The organism is Bacteroides ndongoniae (assembly GCF_900108345.1).
Classification (GTDB): domain Bacteria; phylum Bacteroidota; class Bacteroidia; order Bacteroidales; family Bacteroidaceae; genus Bacteroides; species Bacteroides ndongoniae.
Map to the genome: position 1 here is coordinate 520,029 of NZ_FNVV01000012.1, position 17,929 is coordinate 537,957.

Here is a 17,929-nt window from a genome sequence, read left to right on the forward strand (position 1 = left end):
TATCCTGTATAATAATTCGGTGCAAAGATAAGGCTTTTAGGCGAAGAATGCGGTATGATGAGGCTGATTTGTAGCCAGATGCGCGGTAAATCGAATGTGACAGCTTATTTTTTTACCAAAAGAATGCTTTGCAGTTTCTTTATTTCTTCCTTGGTCAGTCCGATGCCTTTCTTCAGGTAGGTATCTACGTCGCCGTATCGTTTCTCTATCTCGTCTTTGGCGGCGTTCAGAAAATTCTCGCGGGCCGAGTAGATGGCAGTGATGGCTTCCTGCGAACGTACAGGCAGGTCGTAGGCGTATTGCGTGGCAGAAGGTATGTTGAAGAAATAGTTGCTGAGGCGGTAATCGTCCATGATGATGTCGGCATTGACGCCGAGGGTAGCGAGAACAAGGGCGACTGCAATGCCCGTACGTCCCTTGCCCGAAGAGCAATCGATGACCAGTGGGTATTTGGTTTCATCCAGCAGCACGTCGAAAAGCTGGCGGAGCTGACTTGTGTATTTGTTCACAATCTCACGGTTGGCTTGCTCTACGATTTGCAGAACCGAATCTTTTCTGAGTTTGTGCTTTTCCACTTTGTCCAGTACCAGCTCGATGTCGTTTATGGGAATAGCGATGTTCACTACGTCGAAGTTCTTGCGTAAACCGACTTGTGAACCTGTTTCCCGTTGGCTTCGCAGGTCGACGATGGTTTTGATGCCGATGTTCTTCAGTTTCCTGATGGCAAAACAGTTTAGACTGTCTATCTGTGCCGAACGGTAGATCATGCCCCAGCGAACCCGTTTCTTGGTGCCGTACGAGGCATATCCTCCCAAGTCACGGAAATTTTGTACGCCGGGGATGTTGACATTTCGGGCGGCAGTCTTTATCCGGTATTTGTCGTTGAATACCAATGTATAGTAATAACGCTGAGAGGGATCGCTGTTGATGACGGTGGTTGTCTGGTCGGAAATGTTGGCTATAGCCACGGGATTGCTTTCGGGAGCAGATTCTGGCTGGGTCGAGGCATAGACTTTGACGTCCCCCTCGATAAGGGGAGCTGTTTCCCATTTCACAATGCAATTGCCTACATTGTTCTCTTCGCACACGACGGCGATGTGAGGGGTCAGACCGCTGCATGCAGGCAGCAGCACAGACAAAGTAAAACCAATCAAAAGCTTCCTGTACATAATTTGTAATTGTCTCTAAGCGTTTCTACAAATATAGCGTATCCTATACTTCACAAATATATGTAATTTAGTTACAGACGATGCTCGCCGGTTAATTGATTTAGGTTTCTTTTTTGAACTTTAAGCAAATGACGGGAGAGTGTAAAGAAAAAGAATAAACCGATATTCTGCTGTTGCAGTGGGACTGCCATGCGGGATATCGGCTTCTCTCTCTTCTCTTTACCTATATAAATCGTCTTGTTAAAGCGTATGTGCTTCGGCAAACTCCCTCGAAACCGAATTGTTGAAACTGCAGCACACGTCAGCGGCAAACTCGATGCCGCAACGGATGACTTTGTCCCATGTGGCTTCGTCCATCGTGGCGAGGTCATCGTAGCGTACGTTATACTTCAGTAGGCCGAAGATGATACCTGCGTTGAAATTGTCGCCCGCGCCGATGGTGCTGACTGCCTCAAGCGAAGGAATGGGATAGTCTTTGGAAAGGGTAGCCGTGCGTAGTGATACCTGCTGGGCTCCTGCCGTGCAGAGGAAGTTACGACAGTAAAACTTCACCTTATCGCGGTAGATTTTGTCGGCTTCCTTCAGGCCCCACATGTAGAAGAAGTCTTCTTGCGAGCCGCGTACGATGTCGGCATACTCCAGATTCTCGATGATGGTGGGAGCCAGTTTGATGGCTTCTTCCTTGTGCGAGGAGCGGAAGTTGGGGTCGTAGTAGACGATGGCATGCATGTCGTGCGCGCGTTCCAGCAGTTCTACTACCTTGTCGCGCAAGACGGGATTCAGGGCATAGTACGAGCCTACCATCACGATGTCGTCTTCCTGAATTTGCGGATATTCTACGTCGAGTCGCTGCTTGGGGTAGTCTTTGTAGAAGATATATTCTGCATCACTGTGTTCGTTGAGGAAAGCAAGCGATACGGGTGATTTCCCGTCGGGGAAGACGTTGACGTGGTCGGTAGGAATGTTGTTTTCGCGCATGAAGCGGAGGATGATCTCTCCTACGTGGTCGTTCCCTGTCTCGCTGATGAAACAGATGGGAACACCCGCACGTCCCAAAGAGACGATGCCGTTGAATACAGAACCGCCGGGTACAGCTGCTGTGGGCTGTCCGTTGCGGAAGATGATGTCGAGAATAGTCTCGCCGATACCTATTACTTTACGCATAATGAACGTGATTTTTCTCCGAGATAGCCGCCGTGGTGGCGTTTTGAATAGTCTTCAATGGTGAATCCGGTCTGTTTCATGGTCTGTACCACCAGGATATCACCGATGACGGTCATGACGGTGGTCGAAGTTGTGGGCGTCATGCCCAGTGCGCATACTTCCTTGGGACTGCCGGTACTGAGGCAGACGGTGGCTTCGCGAGCTAGCGGACTGTCGGGGTTGCCGGTGATGACAATGAATTTCAGACTGGGGTCCAGGTTGTGGGCCAGTTGGGTAAGCTCTACAATTTCACGCGTTTTTCCGGAATTGGAGATGAGCAGCAACAGGTCGTTTTCCTGCAGGATGCCCAAGTCACCGTGTTGGGCTTCGCTGGGATGCAGGAAGACGGCTGGGATGCCTGTCGAGCAAAAGGTAGTAGCAATGTTCATGGCAATCTGCCCTGCCTTTCCCATACCTGAGGTCACGAGTTTACCCTTACGGCGGTGTACGTGTTCCACGATGAGCGACACGGCTTTTTCGTAGGCGTCCGTCACAGGGATGTTCAGTACTGCTTGTGCCTCTTTCTGCAAAAGCTCTTGAATAGATGCTATCATTTCTTTCGGTTTTGGTTATCTGGTTTTGCAAATATCTATAATTTTCCATAAACGGCAATAAGTTTTATTGTATTTTTGTACCTGCAATCAGTTTGAAACGTCTGAATGGAGCATTTGAACGAAACCAACGGGAAATATAGCACATATATACTGGCCAACGGTCTGCGCATCATTCACGAGCCGTTGGCTTCACGGGTGGCTTATTGTGGATTTGCTGTCGATGCAGGCACACGCGATGAGATGCCCGATGAGCAAGGTATGGCTCACTTTGTGGAACATCTCATTTTTAAGGGAACTCACAAACGACGGGCCTGGCACATCCTGAATCGTATGGAGAACGTAGGAGGTGACCTCAATGCCTACACCAACAAGGAAGAGACGGTGATCTACTCTGCTTTCCTTGTCGAGCACTTCAGCCGGGCTTTTGAGCTGTTGGCTGATATTGTATTTCATTCCACTTTTCCGCAACACGAGATTGAAAAGGAGACAGAGGTGATTATCGACGAGATACAGTCGTACGAGGACAACCCTGCTGAACTGATCTTCGACGATTTCGAAGACCTTATTTTCCGCGGTCATCCGCTAGGGCGTAACATTCTGGGCAATCCCGAACAACTCCGCACGTTCCGTACCGAGGATGCCGTAGCTTTTACTCGTCGTTACTATCGGCCGGAGAATGCAATATTCTTTGTATTGGGTGATGTTGATTTCCGCCGGGTTGTCCGCTTGGCCGAGAAGCTGGTGGGCAACGTAGCAGGAGGAACAGCTACCGGCAATTCTTCGGATAACCGACGGATGCCCCCTTTGCCTTATGTGCCCGACCGACTGGTGATGAAAAAAGGTACGAACCAGACACACGTGATGATAGGTGCCCGTGGCTACAATGCCTACGACGAGAAACGTACGGCCCTGTATCTGCTGAACAACCTGCTGGGCGGTCCCGGCATGAACAGCCGCCTGAACGTAGCGTTGCGCGAGCGCCGTGGGTTGGTATATAACGTAGAGTCCAATCTGACTGCTTATACCGATACCGGCACCTTCTGCATCTACTTTGGTTGCGACCCCGATGACGTGGATCTTTGTACACGCCTGGTGTATAAGGAGCTGAGGCGTTTGCGCGACACCCGTTTGACTACTTCGCAACTGGCAGCAGCGCAGAAGCAGTTGATAGGCCAGATAGGCGTGGCGTCGGACAACAACGAAAACAATGCCCTAGGTATGGCCAAGACTTTCCTCCACTATAACCGTTACGAGTCGCAGGAAGCCATTTGTCGCCGCATCAGTCAGCTTACTTCCGACCAGTTGCTCGAAGTAGCCAATGAAATGCTGGGCGAGGATTATCTGTCGGAGTTGGTTTATTTGGGGTAAATTGAAATTAAACTTTTGATTCGTAAAGAAATTTATGAGGGTTGAAAGATGTGCGTAACTACTATTCTTATTCTGGTAAGTAAGAGCTTGATATCATTAGTCTGATTATAAGGAGCTTGTGATAGTATAAGGCTTCCTTCTACAGATCTTGAATATTACTCGGGTGTAAGTACCAAGTGAACAAATATTTGTTTTGCTAAACTAAAAGTCCGTATTGTGTGTTTAGAAATTATTAATATGTCTAATAAATTAGTAAGAGTATGAAAAGAATTGTAGTATTTCTGTTTGTAGTAATGGCAACTTTGGCTGCGAAATCGCAAGTCTATGTAGGTGGAAATATCAGCCTTTGGCATAACGATGATGCCGATGCTACAAGTTTTACGTTAGCTCCCGAAGTCGGGTATGAGTTTTCCGATCAGTGGTCGGTGGGTGCCCAGCTTATTCTGTCGCATTCCAAGCATAAAGTGGACGACCACGTAAAAGCTAAATGGACGGGTTTTGCCTTTGCGCCGTATGCTCGCTATTCTTTTTTCGAGAATAAAGCGGTTCGCTTCTTCGTTGACGGTTGTATTGGTGTATCATCACAGAAGTATAAGGGTGCCGATTCTGAGGCAGGTTTTGAACTGGGACTGAAACCTGGTTTAGCCCTTAAGGTGACAAATCATTTTAGTCTGATTGCCAAATATGGTTTCCTGGGTTATCGGGATGATTATATGCTGGATACTTCTGATGGCTACGGTTTCAATTTCAGCAGTGAAGACCTGTCGACCTAAATTCCGCAGCATTTTAGTTTAACTTATTTTATAAGTACCTGAGCAACAAAAAGTTGCTCAGGATTTTGCCATGTCAGATTTTTCACCTATCTTAGTGTTGCAAATCAAAATATGTATCAAACCCGACAGACATGGCAAAGGTAGCAATAAAATCTGAGAAACTCTCTCCTTTTGGAGGAATTTTTTCAATAATGGAGCAATTTGACTCCAATCTCTCATCTGTAATCGACTCAACCCTCGGTATGAGATGTAGGCTGTATGGTTATCAATACAGCGAAATCATCCGTTCGCTTATGAGCGTTTATTTCTGTGGCGGCTCATGCATAGAGGATGTCACCACTCATCTGATGTATCACCTCTCGCTTCATCCGACACTTCGCACATGCAGTGCCGACACGATTCTCAGAGCCATAAAGGAACTGACCCAGGATAACATTTCCTACACATCCGACACTGGCAAGACCTACGACTTAAACACGGCAGACATGCTGAATACACTGCTCCTCAATTGCCTATTGTCCACAGGGCAGCTGAAAGATGGCGAGGGGTATGACGTTGACTTCGACCACCAGTTCATAGAGGCTGAGAAGTTTGATGCGAAACCCACATACAAGAAGTTTCTCGGATACCGTCCTGGCGTGGCGGTTATTGGCGACTTGATTGTCGGCATTGAGAACAGCGACGGCAACACAAATGTCCGTTTCCACCAGAAGGACACGCTGAAGAGGTTCTTTGAAAGGTTTGAAAAGAACAAGCTTATGATCAACCGTTTCAGAGCTGATTGCGGCTCGTGTTCTGAAGAGATAGTGGAAGAGATTGCTAAACACTGCAAGACCTTCTATATCCGTGCCAACCGATGCAGTTCGCTCTACAATGACATCTTTGCCCTCAGAGGTTGGAAGAAAGTGGAATTGGGCGGCATTGAGTTTGAGCTGGCCTCCATTCTCATCGAGAAATGGAAAGGGAAGGCATACCGTCTTGTGATTCAAAGACAGAAGCGGATAGACGGCGAACTCGACCTGTGGGAAGGAGAATACACCTACCGCTGCATCCTTACAAATGACTACGAGTCTTCCGAGAAAGAGATTGTCGAATTCTATAACCTCCGTGGAGGGAAGGAACGCATCTTCGATGACATGAATAACGGATTCGGCTGGAACAGGCTTCCAAAATCCTTCATGGGAGAAAACACGGTGTTTCTTCTGCTTACGGCACTCATACGCAACTTCTATAAATTCATCATGGCGAGGCTTGACGTGAAGAGGTTCGGACTCAAAGCAACAAGCCGCATCAAGGCGTTTGTCTTCAAGTTCATCTCTGTGCCAGCCAAATGGGTCAGGACATCAAGGCAGTATGTGCTGAATATCTATTCATGCAACAACGCTTATGCTGATGTGTTCCAGAATGACTTTGGATGACACCGACAACTTATGGTCGTGATTTTGCGTATTGCCTCAAGTCGCATGGTGGGGTAAGGGGATTTAATGCGTCTTTGTGGCGATTTTTGCTGCGTTGCACCCTCTTTTGCCACAGTGTCGCTACCTTTTTGACCTCTGTGTCATCTTATGAGGGCGGTTGCGGATTTGAGGGTCGATAGGTTTCCATTATACATTCTGATAGGGAGTGGCTTTCACTCAATAGTGGGTGTGCCAGGATGAAGAAAGCAGTTACTTCATCTTGGCGCACTTTTTCTGTATAACAGACGGTTCGTTTTTTTAGTTTGATATGATTGGTTCCCTCAAAAGACAGTCTTATATGTTTTTTTCTGTCAGTCGTCTCATACTGAATTCGCAACCGCAGTATTGTTGGTTGTAGAAGTCGTACTCGTGTAATAGCTGGTTGCGGCGTTCCTGCAGGCCGCCTTTGCGCCAGTTCTGTTCCCAGAAGAGGGTGTCGGGATAACGTGCGGCGGCACGTCGTCCGGCCTCATTGATTTGCTCCAGGCTCTTCCAGCGCGACGAGGCAAGGGTAGTCGTGAACAGGGTAAAGCCGTGCGTGGCGGCATAGCGTGCCGTTTCGGTGAGGCGCAGGGTGAAGCAACGCAGGCAGCGTGCTCCGCGTTCGGGTTCATCCTCCAGTCCTTGCATCAGACTTTTCCAATGCTCGTAATCGTAGTCCGCATCGACAAAATCGAGGCCCTGAGACGTAACAAAACGTATGGCTTCGTTCTTACGTACTTCGTATTCTTCCCGAGGATAGATGTTGGGGTTGCAGTAGAATACTGTAGGTCGTATATTGTTGGCCAGCATACATTCGATAATAGCCGACGAGCAAGGAGCGCAGCAGGAGTGCAGCAGTACGTGGTTTTCGCCGTTGGGTGGTAGGAGTTTGAGCATACGTGTGTGATGATTGCAATTAGGGTTTGAATATACAAGTATTAGTGTAGCAGAATAGAACTGTTCAGACGCAAATGATACGGATAACATGTTTTTTAGAGAGCTTTTCCCGTATAAATGTTACGCATATTCGGGAGGATAAAGTAGCTCTATGTTATCTGTATCGTCTGCGTCTGAAAATGTATTCAGCTTCGGGCTTTTTTATTTATACAGTGTCTTCGCAATCCCCATTTCCAGTCCGCGAAGTTCAGCCAGTCCGCGCAGGCGGCCGATACATGAGTAGCCGGGGTTGGTTTTCTTGCGCAGGTCGTCCACCATTTGATGCCCGTGGTCAGGGCGCATGGCGATGGAGACACCGCGACGCTGTTGCAGTTCGAGGAAGGCTTTCATTACGCCGTACATGTCGACGTCGCCTTCCAGGTGATTGGCTTCGTAGAAGTTGCCTTCGGCATCGCGCTTGGTGGAGCGCAGGTGTACGAAGTTGATGCGGTCGCCGAAGCGGGTCATCATGGCGGCGCAGTCGTTGGCACTGCTCACGCCTAAAGAACCGGTACACAGGCAGAGTCCGTTGCTGGGATTGGGCACGGCGTCGATGAGTGCTTGGAAGTCTTCAGCGCAACTCATGATGCGCGGCAGGCCCAGGATGGACATGGGCGGGTCATCGGGATGAATGACGAGCTTCACCCCCACTTCGTCGGCTACGGGGCAGATCTCGCTCAGGAAGTAGATAAGGTTCTGGCGGAGACGTTCGGGGGTAATGTCTTTGTAGCGATCCAGTTCGTGCTGGAATTGCTCCAGCGTGAAACTTTCTTCCGAGCCGGGCAGACCGGCTATCATGTTGCGGACGAGTTTCTGCTTATCTTCTTCGGTCATCTGCTCGAAGCGGGCACGGGCTTTGGCCTTCTCTTCGTCGGTGTATTCGGCTTCGGCACCGGGGCGGTGCAGCAAGAAGAGATCGAAAGCTATGAAAGCGGCACGTTCGAAGCGCAGGGCGCGGCTGCCGTCGGGCAATTCATAAGCCAGGTCGGTGCGTGTCCAGTCCAGCACGGGCATGAAATTGTAAGTGACGATGTTTACACCGCATTTTGCCAGGTTGCGCAGGCTTTCCTTGTAATTGTCGATGTACTTCTGATAGTCGCCTGTCTGCGTCTTGATGTGCTCATGAACGGGTACACTTTCGACAACAGACCACGTGAGGCCTACTTCTTCGATCATCTGCTTGCGCTTCATGATTTCTTCTACAGTCCACACCTCACCGTTGGGGATGTGGTGCAGGGCATTGACAATGCCGGTAGCTCCGGCTTGCTTGATATCCCATAGGCTGACAGGGTCGTTGGGACCGTACCAGCGCCAGGTTTGTTCGCAAAGTATCATAAGATGAGTTTTTGAGTTTTTAAGTTCTTAAGTTTATAAGTTCTTAAGTTTATGAGTTTTACAGTTTGGTTCAGCTTCTGTTATTTCGCAGCAATATAAACTTAAAAACTCATAAACTTAAAAACTCAAATTTTACATAGCAAACACATTGAATCCACCGTCTACTACGGCTACGGTACCTGTTACGAAGCTGGAAGCGTCACTGATGAGGTACTGGATGGTACCGCACAGTTCTTCGGGGCGTCCCATACGGCCGAAAGGAGTCTGGCGGATGACGTCTTGTCCGCGTTGCGTCCATGAGCCATCGGGGTTGGTCAGCAGGGTGCGGTTCTGTTCGGTCAGGAAGAAGCCCGGAGCAATGGCATTCACGCGGATGCCTTCGCCGAACTTCTTGGCCACTTCGGTAGCCATGAAGGCGGTGTAATTGGAGATACCGGCTTTGGCGGCGGCGTAGCCTGCCACGCGGGTCATGGGGCGGAAGGCGGCCATACTGGAGAAGTTGACGATAGCTCCCTTCTTCTGTTCTACCATTGGTTTCAGGAATACCTGTGTGGGCAGTACAGTACCGGTCAGGTTCAGTTCGAGTACGCGTTGGAATTCTTCAATCTTCAGGTCGAAGAAAGTACCGTCGGGTGCGATGGTAGCTCCCGGCATGTTGCCTCCGGCAGCGTTCAGCAAAGCGTCTACCCGTCCGTAGGCTTTCAGGATGTCGGCCAGGTTTTGCTCTAATATTTCACGGTTCATCACGTCGGTGGTCAGGAACATGGCTTCGCCTCCGTTGGCTTTGATACCTTCTACAATGGCGTTTCCTACTTCGGCTTTACGTCCGAGGATAACAACTTTAGCGCCTTCTTCTGCCAAATGAGCGGCGATGGCTCTGCCCAGAATACCAGTTCCACCGGTGATGACTACTACTCTGTCTTTGATGTCGAATAAGTTTTTCATGATGAATTATGTTTTAATAATTAGTTAGAATCTGTTTCTTTTGTTCGGATGTCCTACTTCAACAACAAAGTTACACATTAATTTCATTACAAGTGTTGCACGTTTGTCTCAAATTCTTTCTTCCTGGTTTCATTCGTGCAAATTTCCGTCCGTTTTTATTCCTGTAAACAGCTTTTTTGAAGTACCAGCAGGCTTTCAGGACCCATGTTGAACAACAGGTCGACTATGCTGAGGTTGGGCAGGAATCCCAGTTTTTCCTGAAATACCTGATAGTAGGAGCAGGGAGAGAAGGCATCGTCTTCCGTACGGAAATCTTTTTTGGGATGGATGCGTTCGCGGAAGTCGTCTTCGTTGGGATCGAACGAAGTGCGGTATTCGGAAGTACGTGTCAGGTCGGGTTGCAGGTCGATGAGCGAACAGATGAGGCGACACAAGGCTTCGTTGAAATCCATCAGGAACTCGTATTTCTTTTCGTAGAAGGGGCGGAAATCATCCTTGTAGTACTCGAAGAAGGGAGTATGATTGTAGGCCGATTCCAAGGCATTCCAGTGCAGGTGGCGCCAGTTGCCGTGGTCGGAGATGCGGATGTCGCGCATAAAGCATTTGGGCGTATCGGGCTTCACAATGGGTACCGTAAGTGCCAGCGGACCGTCGGGAGCAGCGATGGTGCAGCGGTTGCGGTAGGTTTGCTTCAGGTAATGGTCGTACTGCTCGATGAAGATTTTGTCATACGTCAGCAGTTTGACGTAATATTCTACAGGAGCCAGATAGGCGGAGGACAGAAAGATTGTTTTCATTTTCGTAGAGAATACTTTTAAATCGTATGGAGCGTATGTACGAAGTTAGTGAATCTGCTGCCCGATACGTTCCCAGCGGTAACCGCTAAAAGGACCGCTATCGTCGCGTTTGGAGAACCATATCAGCGAGGCTTTGCCTATGATGTGGTCTTTGGGCACGAACCCGAAGAGGCGCGAGTCGGACAGGTTGACGGGATTGTTGGACACCACCCAGTAATAGTCTTTGGTGAAGTAGCAGTGCTGTGTGGGCTTACCGTCGACGAAAAGGGTATCATTCCGGACTTCAGCCTGCCGGTGTTCGTGCATCACGAGCGTGTTGCACAGCAGGGTACGGTTCCAGGGGTATACGCGCAGCACTTTGCCTTTGCCGGGTACAATCAGCGGTTTCAGGGCACGGGCAGAGTCGGTCTGGTCCAGCGGTTCTATCCAAGGGCAGATGTTGAGCGACTGTTCCAGCAGATAGGCTTCGTAGCGGCTGAAGCTGCGTATGTTGCGCACAGAGTCCTGACCCAGTATCGGACCGGGCTTGATGTTGAGCAGCGGCAGTAGTGAGTCGAGCTGTTTTTCGCGGTTGCGCGGATAGGCATAGAGAAACTTCTGGTCGGGGGCATCCTGCTCGGACGATACGACGGAAAAGAGGGAGTCTATCAGCAGCGTGTCACCCGGCGTGCCGATGCAGCGGTTGATGAATACTTCGCGGCGGTCGGCTACGGGTTCCTTCAGATTGGCTGGATTGTTGAAGACGATGATGTCGTCTTTCCGTACGGGCTTGTCGCCCCAGCGGTGATAGCCCAGCCAGGCCATGAAGGGCAGGCGGAGGCCATAGCTCCATTTGTTCACCAGTATGCGTTCGCCCCGGTACAGTGAATTTTCCATGCCCGACGAGGGAATTAAGTAAGGAATGGCCACACAGCCCCGGAGCAACACTACGACGAGTATTGTTCCTGCTATCAGGCCGATGGTTTTCCATACTTTCATGCTGCGGATGCTTTGCGTTAGGGTTGGAAAGGATGAAAGGACAGAACAGTCTTTGCCGCCCTTTCATCCCTTTCTGTATCATTCATCTTTTACGATCTTGAACAGTCTGTTCCAGCGGATTTTACCGTCGAACCAGCCACGGTCTTTGTCCAGCGACAGCCAGACGACGATGGGGCGGCCTACTACGTGGTCTTCGGGTACGAAGCCCCAGTAGCGGGAGTCAAGCGAGTTGTGACGGTTGTCGCCCATCATCCAGTAGTAATCCATCTGGAAGGTGTATGTATCCGTCTTCTGTCCGTTGATGTAGATGCCGTCGGCCCGGCGCTCCAGCTTGTTGCCTTCGTAAGCTTCGATACATCGTTCGTACAGGGGCAGATTGTCGTCGGTCAGGGTGATGGTAGCACCTTTGGCAGGAATCCAGATGGGGCCGTAGTTGTCGCGGTCCCACTTCGTATAGAGATTCTGCGGGAACATGTCGCCCGAGTAGATGGCAGGCTCCTTGACGATGCGGCTGATCAGCTTCGTGTTTCCAGCCAGTGCGTCGTACATGGCTTGGGTGAGCGGCAGGTGATAGACCGGTGTCAGTCGGCCTTGTGCGTCGCGGCGGTCCAGTCCCATTTCCATCAGTCCCATTTCCCAGTTCAGGTCGTCGGTCATCAGCATCTGGTCGTCCTTGCTGATGCCCAAGTCGCGGAACATTTCATCGGGGATGTACGGGCCGGTGGTCTGTACGAAGTAGTTGAACTGCATGTCCTTGGGGTTCTTGATGGCTTGGCCGTCGATGCATACTTGTCCGTCCACGATTTGCAGGGTGTTGCCGGGCAAGCCTACACAGCGCTTCACGTAGTTCTCGCGGCGGTCGACGGGGCGCACTACCACTTTGCCGTACATCTGCGGGTTGGAGAGTATCTTGTTGCGTCCGGCGCTATAGTACAGGTCGTAGACGGCTCGCTGTTGTTGGCGTGTCAGGCTGTCCATGTCCACGTGTTTGGGATACAGGCTCTTGCCTTCGCGGTAGGCCAGGGCGTAGAAGTCTTCCATCTGGTGGTTGAGTGCGACGGTATCGCCGGCGGGGAAGTTGAAGACGACGATGTCATTCAGTTTCACCTTGCCGAATCCCGGTACACGTTTGTACTTCCATTGCGGCCACTCGATGTACGACTTGCAGTTGAAGATGGGCAGCGTGTGTTGTGCCAGCGGCATGGAGAGCGGCGTATTGGGCACACGGGGGCCGTAGCTCATTTTGCTGACGTAGAGGAAGTCGCCCACGAGCAACGATTTCTCCAGTGAGGAAGACGGTATCTGATAGTTCTGGAAGATGTAGAGGTTGACGAAGTAGACGGCCACCAAGGCGAAGACGATGGCGTCCACCCAGCTCATGACGGTGCGTACGGTGGCGTTCTTCGACTTCTTCCACCATCCCCAGGGAATCTTCTTGCTGATGTAGACGTCGAAGATGAAGGGTACGACTATCAGTCCCCACCAGCAGCTTACCCATATCAGGAAGGCCAGATAGAGCAGGGTGACAATACTGAATTTAATCCATTGTGAACGTGTAGCTTTTCTCATGACGATAGTTCTTGTTTATTTCAGAAACGGAAATAAGTCGCTCATCCCCAGGAAGCCTTCGTGTGTGGCGGTGTATTCGGCTGCCAGCACGGCGCCCAGGGCGAAGCCGCTGCGGTTTTTGGCATCGTGGGTGATGGTGATACTGTCTGCTTCGGAGTCGTAGCGGATGCTGTGGATGCCCGGTACTTCGCCTTCGCGGATGGAGCTGACGGGCAGTTCGTCGTTGGCGCAGGCGGTAGTGCCTGTCACGGTGCCGTCGGGGGCCTGAAGCGTTCCTTTCACCCAGCGCGTCTTGCGGTCAAGGTTCTCCAGAATGCCTTCGGCCAAGGTAATGGCGGTGCCGCTGGGGGCATCGAGCTTGTGGACGTGGTGCGTTTCGCTCATGCTGACGTCATAGCCGGGGAACTGGTTCATGATTCGGGCCAGATACTTGTTGACGGCCGAGAAGATGGCTACGCCCAGACTGAAATTGCTCGACCAGAACAGTGTCTTGCCTCCTTCGGTGCAGAGGCGGCGTACTTCTTCACCGTGCTCTTCGAGCCAGCCGGTACTGCCCGACACCAGTTTTACACCTGCCTCAAAAGCCTTCATGTAGTTGCCGTAGGCTGCTTTGGGGTTGGTGAACTCGATGGCCACGTCGGCCGAGCGGAAGGCTTCGGACCGGAAGTCCTCCTGGTTGTCGATGTCGATGATGCAGACGATTTCGTGTCCGCGGCCGAGGGCAATCTTCTCAATCTCCTTGCCCATTTTTCCATAACCGATAAGTGCTATTTTCATTGTTTTTGCTCTTTTGTTTAGTGTATGTCTCTCTAATTCCCGACAAACATTATTATTAAATGTCGCAAAGATAGGATTTTTCTTACACAAACCGTTACAATTAACTTCTTGTTAACAATGCCGGTGCGGAAGCCGTTGTAAGGAGCTGTTCGCCGGCAGGTATGCTGCCGGTTGCACAGCCAAGGAAGGTTTGCAGGAGTTTTCCCAGTATTCTCCTTTCGTCTCATAAGGGGAGAATAGTTTTCTCACAGTCATGAGAATAATCTTCTCATGACTGTGAGAACGGTCTTCTCATAATCATGAGAATTGTTTTCTCATACAGATGAGAATATTGCTGCCCTATGGGGAAACCGTGCAGCGGCTTTTGGGAGTTTGTGCTTTGTCCTTACTTCGCGTAGTTGCGTCGGATGACGGTGCCCTCGTATGTGTTTTTCCCCGTTTGGAACAAATCCTCATCGTCGAAGGGACGCAGCTTGTACCACATTGTGAAGTCGGCAGTGCTGCACACCAGTGTGATGATGCCGAAGACGTAGGCTGTGGCATTGCCGGTGCAGAAGCCGTGTAGCATGGGCAGTACGCCCAGCAGGATGCCCGGCAGGAGCAGCAACAGGCGGTAATGCTTCAGGGGAACAGCTCGGGAGGGATAGAATCCTGCCGATTTCCAGTCGCAATGCCAGCGGATACCTTTCAAACTGCGTCCGCTGATGAAGTACGTCACCAGACTGCCGGCCAGGATATAAAGGGCAAATATGATGAACAGCAGTCCGAAGATACCTCTTCCCCAGTGCTGCCCGATGTAGTGGCCCAGGTTGTAAACGGAGAACTCTTCCCAGATGAAGATGTAGAGAACTGAGCTGGCGAACATGACCAGCAGGTAGAACACGACGACGTAAATGCTGATGCGTCCCGGGTTGATTTTCACTTCTATGCCGTTCGGTTGCGAGGCGGGGTTCGGATTGGGTTGTACTGTTGTTTCCATAAAGCGTGAATGATATGATTCAATAAAAGATGGCCATATATTTTCCGATATAGTAGCCCGCCGCGAAGCAGGTGATGAAGCTCGCCAGCCCGACGGCTGCCAGGACGAGGATTTTTTTGACTGGGTCGTTACCCGTCAGCGACTCCGCTTCTTTCGCGAGGAAGCCGGTCATGTGGTTCTTGAAAGTTGTTTTCATTGTGATATACGTTTCTGGTTGACGTTGCAAAGATAAGTCCTCCTTGGTAAACGGAAGGTTAACGTTACGTTATCTTTACGTTAACAGTTGGAAGGAAAGGAAAAAGAAACTACTTTTGTCAATGGTTAATGATTAATGGTAAATGCTCAATAAGCGAGGCTGTAGCAAGTATGGCCTGTTGTTTACCGCTAACCATTTATCATTAACCATTCATCATTAACCATTAAAAAAGATGTCCAAGTCCTTCTACATCCTCCTCACCCTTGTTGCCGCTGCCGTAGCCGTCTTCTTTCTCGGCCGCTGGACGGGTATGAGCCTGGGACTCAACAGCCAGCGTGTGATGCGTACTGTTCACGAAGCCTGGTGCCGTGCCGACGACCGTCACGCCCTTTGCCCCGAGGCCGGACTGGACTCTCTTTTCCATCAGCAACTGCGTGAAGACGGATTGCGTCGCCTCCGTTTCCGACTGGACACGGTGGCGCTGGCGGGCGACTCGACCGTGGTGTTTCGCTCTGCCTTGCATTATTTCGACGACTACGAACGGGAGTTGGAATACCGGCGCACGTTCGTCATTCCGATAGACAGCCTGCACGGGGTGCGTGCGCAGCTTCTTAACCTTCGTGCCGAGACCGTCGGGGCACAGCTCTATTATCTGTTGGGTACGGTGGTGGGCTTCTTGCTGTTGGCTTATGGCATTGCCAAACAGGTAGACACCATCCGTCGTCAGGACAAGTTGTCGCAGATGCGCGAGGACTTCTCCTACGCCATGGTGCACGACATGAAGACGCCTATCAGCACCATTCTGATGGCGGCGAGGAATCTGCGTAGCGGTCGCCTGGACGCTAAGCCCGAACGCAAGCGCGAGCACTTCGAACTGCTGGAGAAAGAAGGACTGCACTTGCTCGACCTGACCAACCGCGTACTGACCCTCTCGAAGATGGAGCATCACCAGCTGTTGCTCGACAAGGACTGGCATCCCCTGCGCCCCATGGTGGACGAATTGATACAGGTGTTCGAGGCCAAGGCGGCGAAGCCCGTCACCTTCAGCACCGACCTTCAGGCCGAGGCGGTCTATGCCGACATGGAGTTTCTGAAGGAAGCCCTTTCCAACCTGATAGACAACGCCCTGAAATACTCCAAAGACACGGTAGAAGTACGCATCGCCTCTCGTCAGGAGGCTGGTTACATTCGTATCAGTGTCCGCGACAACGGCATTGGCATCCCTCTTTCGGCCCAGCGCACTATTTTCGACAAGTTCGAGCGGGTGTTGCCCCGCGACGGCAGTCAGCAGAAAGTTTCCGGCTTCGGCCTGGGCCTGAACTATGTGATGAACGTGGCTCGCGAGCACGACGGATATGTCAGTGTGGAGAGCGTGCAGGGAAGGTTCAGCGAGTTTACGATTTCGTTGCCCGAAAGCCTCTCAAGCCTCACCCCCAGCCCCTCTCCCAAGGAGAGGGGGGAAGGAATGGAGTCGGAATAGAGAATGATATAAAAGATATAAAGATAAATAAGACTGAATACTAACTTAAATCACCACCCCCTTCCTCCCCTCTCCTTGGGAGAGGGGCCGGGGGTGAGGCTTCTACTTATTATGGAACACCTTTTACACTACCTTTGGAAACACAAAATCTTCCCCTTGCAGGAACTGCGCACCACCGACGGACAACGGGTGGAAGTCATCGATACGGGCTTGCCCAATGCCGATGCGGGTCCCGACTTCTTCAACGCCAAGCTGAAGCTGGACGGCGTGTTGTGGGTGGGCAATGTGGAGATTCACGATCAGGCTTCGCAATGGATGAAGCATGGGCATCAGACGGATGAGGCTTACGACAACGTCATTCTGCACGTGGTGTCCCAAGCCGACTGCACCGTATGCCGGCGCGACGGAAGTCCTATTCCCCAGCTCGTACTGACTTGTCCCGACGACGTGGCCCGTCGCTACGACGAGTTGCGCCGTGCCGATGTCTATCCGCCCTGCTACACCATCCTTTCCTCGTTGCCCCGCCTGACGGTGCACTCCTGGCTTTCGGCCTTGCAGGTAGAGCGTTTCGAACGGAAGGCGCGCGACATCCGTGCCCGCCTCGATGCCTGTCAGAACCATTGGGAGGACGTTTTCTTCATCACCCTGGCACGCAACTACGGCTTTGGTCTGAATAGCGACGCTTTCGAAGCGTGGGCCAAGCGTCTGCCCTTCCGTGCCGTGGACAAGCATCGCGACGACCTTTTTCAGGTAGAAGCCTTCTTCTTCGGGCAAGCCGGTCTGCTGGATGAAGAACCGGCAGACGCCGACGACTATTACCTGCGGCTTCAGAAGGAGTTCCGCTACTTGCAGCGCAAGTTTGAACTGCCGCCGTCGTTGCCCGTTGGTCAGTGGCGTTTCCTCCGGCTCCGACCGGGCAACTTCCCCCATGTGCGGCTGGCCCAACTGGCATGCCTGTACCATACACACCGGTCTCTCTTCTCGCAAGTGATGGAAGCCGAGACGCCCGAAGCTGCCAAAAAGCTTCTTTCCACCGCGACTTCTGCCTATTGGGAGCAGCATTTCACCTTCCGCCGGACGTCTCCCAAGAAGGAGAAGCGGGTAGGCGGGAATGCCCTCAACCTGATGCTCATCAATACGGTCATTCCTTTCCTTTATGCCTACGGTCTGCACAAGGCCGACGAAGTATTGTGCGACCGTGCCACCCGTTTCCTGGAGTCGCTTCGTGCCGAAAACAACTACATCACCCGCATGTGGGAGGGAGCTGGCTTGCCCGTTTCGACAGCAGCCGATTCGCAAGCCCTCATCCAGCTTCAGAAAGAGTATTGCGACCGGAAAGACTGCCTGCGCTGCCGTTTCGGCTACGAGTTTCTGAAAGGGAAGAAAACCGTTCGTTCTTCGTCCGATGCTATCGGCTGAAATACAGAGAGA

The 17,929-nt window shown here is 51.3% G+C and carries 17 protein-coding genes; 5 read left to right on the top strand and 12 right to left on the bottom strand.

Translation table 11 applies throughout. The features are described 5' to 3' along the window. Positions 1-104: 104 nt before the first annotated feature. From BQ5591_RS02370 to BQ5591_RS02380, 3 genes are all read right to left on the bottom strand, one after another. The gene (locus BQ5591_RS02370; RefSeq protein ID WP_071148286.1) at positions 105-1,169 is read right to left on the bottom strand and encodes a tyrosine-protein phosphatase; all 1,065 of its coding nucleotides are present in this window, start codon (positions 1,167-1,169) and stop codon (positions 105-107) included. Between the two features lie 240 nt (positions 1,170-1,409). Next, a complete protein-coding gene (locus BQ5591_RS02375) occupies positions 1,410-2,333 on the bottom strand; it encodes a carbohydrate kinase family protein (protein WP_071148287.1) in 924 nt (307 codons plus the stop codon). Beyond that, entirely contained in the window at positions 2,321-2,926 is a 606-nt protein-coding gene (locus BQ5591_RS02380) for a KpsF/GutQ family sugar-phosphate isomerase (RefSeq protein ID WP_022162334.1), read from the bottom strand. The genes BQ5591_RS02375 and BQ5591_RS02380 overlap by 13 nt, the downstream gene beginning before the upstream one ends. 105 nt (positions 2,927-3,031) lie before the next feature. On the opposite strand from BQ5591_RS02380, the gene BQ5591_RS02385 reads away from it, so the two are divergent. From BQ5591_RS02385 to BQ5591_RS02395, 3 genes are all read left to right on the top strand, one after another. Beyond that, positions 3,032-4,294: a M16 family metallopeptidase gene (locus tag BQ5591_RS02385; protein WP_071148288.1), complete on the top strand. Its 1,263-nt coding sequence runs from the start codon at positions 3,032-3,034 to the stop codon at positions 4,292-4,294. A 260-nt stretch (positions 4,295-4,554) separates the two neighbouring features. Further along, entirely contained in the window at positions 4,555-5,067 is a 513-nt protein-coding gene (locus BQ5591_RS02390; RefSeq protein ID WP_071148289.1) for an outer membrane beta-barrel protein, read from the top strand. Positions 5,068-5,198: 131 nt separating this feature from the next. After that, positions 5,199-6,485 carry an IS1380 family transposase gene (locus BQ5591_RS02395; protein ID WP_071147970.1) on the top strand — a complete coding sequence of 429 codons (1,287 nt, stop codon included), beginning with the start codon at positions 5,199-5,201 and terminating at the stop codon, positions 6,483-6,485. Positions 6,486-6,818: 333 nt separating this feature from the next. On the opposite strand, the gene BQ5591_RS02400 is transcribed toward BQ5591_RS02395, so the two are convergent. From BQ5591_RS02400 to BQ5591_RS21320, 9 genes are all read right to left on the bottom strand, one after another. After that, on the bottom strand, positions 6,819-7,403 hold the full coding sequence (locus BQ5591_RS02400; protein WP_071148290.1) for an epoxyqueuosine reductase QueH: 585 nt from the start codon (positions 7,401-7,403) through the stop codon (positions 6,819-6,821). Positions 7,404-7,604: 201 nt separating this feature from the next. After that, positions 7,605-8,777 (bottom strand): mannonate dehydratase, encoded by a 1,173-nt coding sequence (gene uxuA, locus BQ5591_RS02405; RefSeq protein ID WP_071148291.1) that lies wholly within the window; start codon positions 8,775-8,777, stop codon positions 7,605-7,607. A gap of 132 nt (positions 8,778-8,909) precedes the next feature. Continuing rightward, positions 8,910-9,722, bottom strand: a complete 813-nt coding sequence (locus BQ5591_RS02410) for an SDR family oxidoreductase (protein ID WP_022162339.1) — start codon at positions 9,720-9,722, stop codon at positions 8,910-8,912. 155 nt (positions 9,723-9,877) lie between these two features. Next, positions 9,878-10,519, bottom strand: a complete 642-nt coding sequence (locus BQ5591_RS02415; protein WP_071148292.1) for a WbqC family protein — start codon at positions 10,517-10,519, stop codon at positions 9,878-9,880. Between the two features lie 45 nt (positions 10,520-10,564). After that, positions 10,565-11,497, bottom strand: coding sequence for a signal peptidase I (gene lepB / locus BQ5591_RS02420; protein WP_071148293.1), 933 nt, complete (start codon positions 11,495-11,497; stop codon positions 10,565-10,567). Positions 11,498-11,575: 78 nt separating this feature from the next. Next, a complete protein-coding gene (locus BQ5591_RS02425) occupies positions 11,576-13,066 on the bottom strand; it encodes a S26 family signal peptidase (protein ID WP_071148294.1) in 1,491 nt (496 codons plus the stop codon). A 15-nt stretch (positions 13,067-13,081) separates the two neighbouring features. Next, a complete protein-coding gene (gene dapB, locus BQ5591_RS02430) occupies positions 13,082-13,843 on the bottom strand; it encodes a 4-hydroxy-tetrahydrodipicolinate reductase (RefSeq protein WP_071148295.1) in 762 nt (253 codons plus the stop codon). Positions 13,844-14,228: 385 nt separating this feature from the next. Next, positions 14,229-14,822: a hypothetical protein gene (locus tag BQ5591_RS02435; protein WP_071148296.1), complete on the bottom strand. Its 594-nt coding sequence runs from the start codon at positions 14,820-14,822 to the stop codon at positions 14,229-14,231. A gap of 19 nt (positions 14,823-14,841) precedes the next feature. After that, entirely contained in the window at positions 14,842-15,018 is a 177-nt protein-coding gene (locus tag BQ5591_RS21320; protein WP_159434417.1) for a hypothetical protein, read from the bottom strand. Positions 15,019-15,250: 232 nt separating this feature from the next. Between BQ5591_RS21320 and BQ5591_RS02440 the strand changes: the two genes are divergently transcribed. Together BQ5591_RS02440 and BQ5591_RS02445 are read left to right on the top strand one after the other, a co-directional pair. Then, a complete protein-coding gene (locus BQ5591_RS02440) occupies positions 15,251-16,498 on the top strand; it encodes a sensor histidine kinase (protein ID WP_071148297.1) in 1,248 nt (415 codons plus the stop codon). A 111-nt stretch (positions 16,499-16,609) separates the two neighbouring features. Then, a complete protein-coding gene (locus tag BQ5591_RS02445; RefSeq protein WP_071148298.1) occupies positions 16,610-17,917 on the top strand; it encodes a DUF2851 family protein in 1,308 nt (435 codons plus the stop codon). Positions 17,918-17,929: the final 12 nt, after the last annotated feature.

What these genes read in the sequence shown, in the direction of transcription:
- BQ5591_RS02435 (WP_071148296.1), bottom strand. Translation starts at nt 14,822, where the DNA reads ATGGAAACAACAGTACAACCCAATCCGAACCCCGCCTCGCAACCGAAC.
- lepB (WP_071148293.1), bottom strand. Translation starts at nt 11,497, where the DNA reads ATGAAAGTATGGAAAACCATCGGCCTGATAGCAGGAACAATACTCGTC.
- BQ5591_RS02375 (WP_071148287.1), bottom strand. Translation starts at nt 2,333, where the DNA reads ATGCGTAAAGTAATAGGTATCGGCGAGACTATTCTCGACATCATCTTC.
- BQ5591_RS02395 (WP_071147970.1), top strand. Translation starts at nt 5,199, where the DNA reads ATGGCAAAGGTAGCAATAAAATCTGAGAAACTCTCTCCTTTTGGAGGA.
- uxuA (WP_071148291.1), bottom strand. Translation starts at nt 8,777, where the DNA reads ATGATACTTTGCGAACAAACCTGGCGCTGGTACGGTCCCAACGACCCT.
- BQ5591_RS02445 (WP_071148298.1), top strand. Translation starts at nt 16,610, where the DNA reads ATGGAACACCTTTTACACTACCTTTGGAAACACAAAATCTTCCCCTTG.
- BQ5591_RS02415 (WP_071148292.1), bottom strand. Translation starts at nt 10,519, where the DNA reads ATGAAAACAATCTTTCTGTCCTCCGCCTATCTGGCTCCTGTAGAATAT.
- BQ5591_RS02400 (WP_071148290.1), bottom strand. Translation starts at nt 7,403, where the DNA reads ATGCTCAAACTCCTACCACCCAACGGCGAAAACCACGTACTGCTGCAC.
- BQ5591_RS02425 (WP_071148294.1), bottom strand. Translation starts at nt 13,066, where the DNA reads ATGAGAAAAGCTACACGTTCACAATGGATTAAATTCAGTATTGTCACC.
- BQ5591_RS02385 (WP_071148288.1), top strand. Translation starts at nt 3,032, where the DNA reads ATGGAGCATTTGAACGAAACCAACGGGAAATATAGCACATATATACTG.
- BQ5591_RS02440 (WP_071148297.1), top strand. Translation starts at nt 15,251, where the DNA reads ATGTCCAAGTCCTTCTACATCCTCCTCACCCTTGTTGCCGCTGCCGTA.
- BQ5591_RS02380 (WP_022162334.1), bottom strand. Translation starts at nt 2,926, where the DNA reads ATGATAGCATCTATTCAAGAGCTTTTGCAGAAAGAGGCACAAGCAGTA.
- dapB (WP_071148295.1), bottom strand. Translation starts at nt 13,843, where the DNA reads ATGAAAATAGCACTTATCGGTTATGGAAAAATGGGCAAGGAGATTGAG.
- BQ5591_RS02390 (WP_071148289.1), top strand. Translation starts at nt 4,555, where the DNA reads ATGAAAAGAATTGTAGTATTTCTGTTTGTAGTAATGGCAACTTTGGCT.
- BQ5591_RS21320 (WP_159434417.1), bottom strand. Translation starts at nt 15,018, where the DNA reads ATGAAAACAACTTTCAAGAACCACATGACCGGCTTCCTCGCGAAAGAA.
- BQ5591_RS02370 (WP_071148286.1), bottom strand. Translation starts at nt 1,169, where the DNA reads ATGTACAGGAAGCTTTTGATTGGTTTTACTTTGTCTGTGCTGCTGCCT.
- BQ5591_RS02410 (WP_022162339.1), bottom strand. Translation starts at nt 9,722, where the DNA reads ATGAAAAACTTATTCGACATCAAAGACAGAGTAGTAGTCATCACCGGT.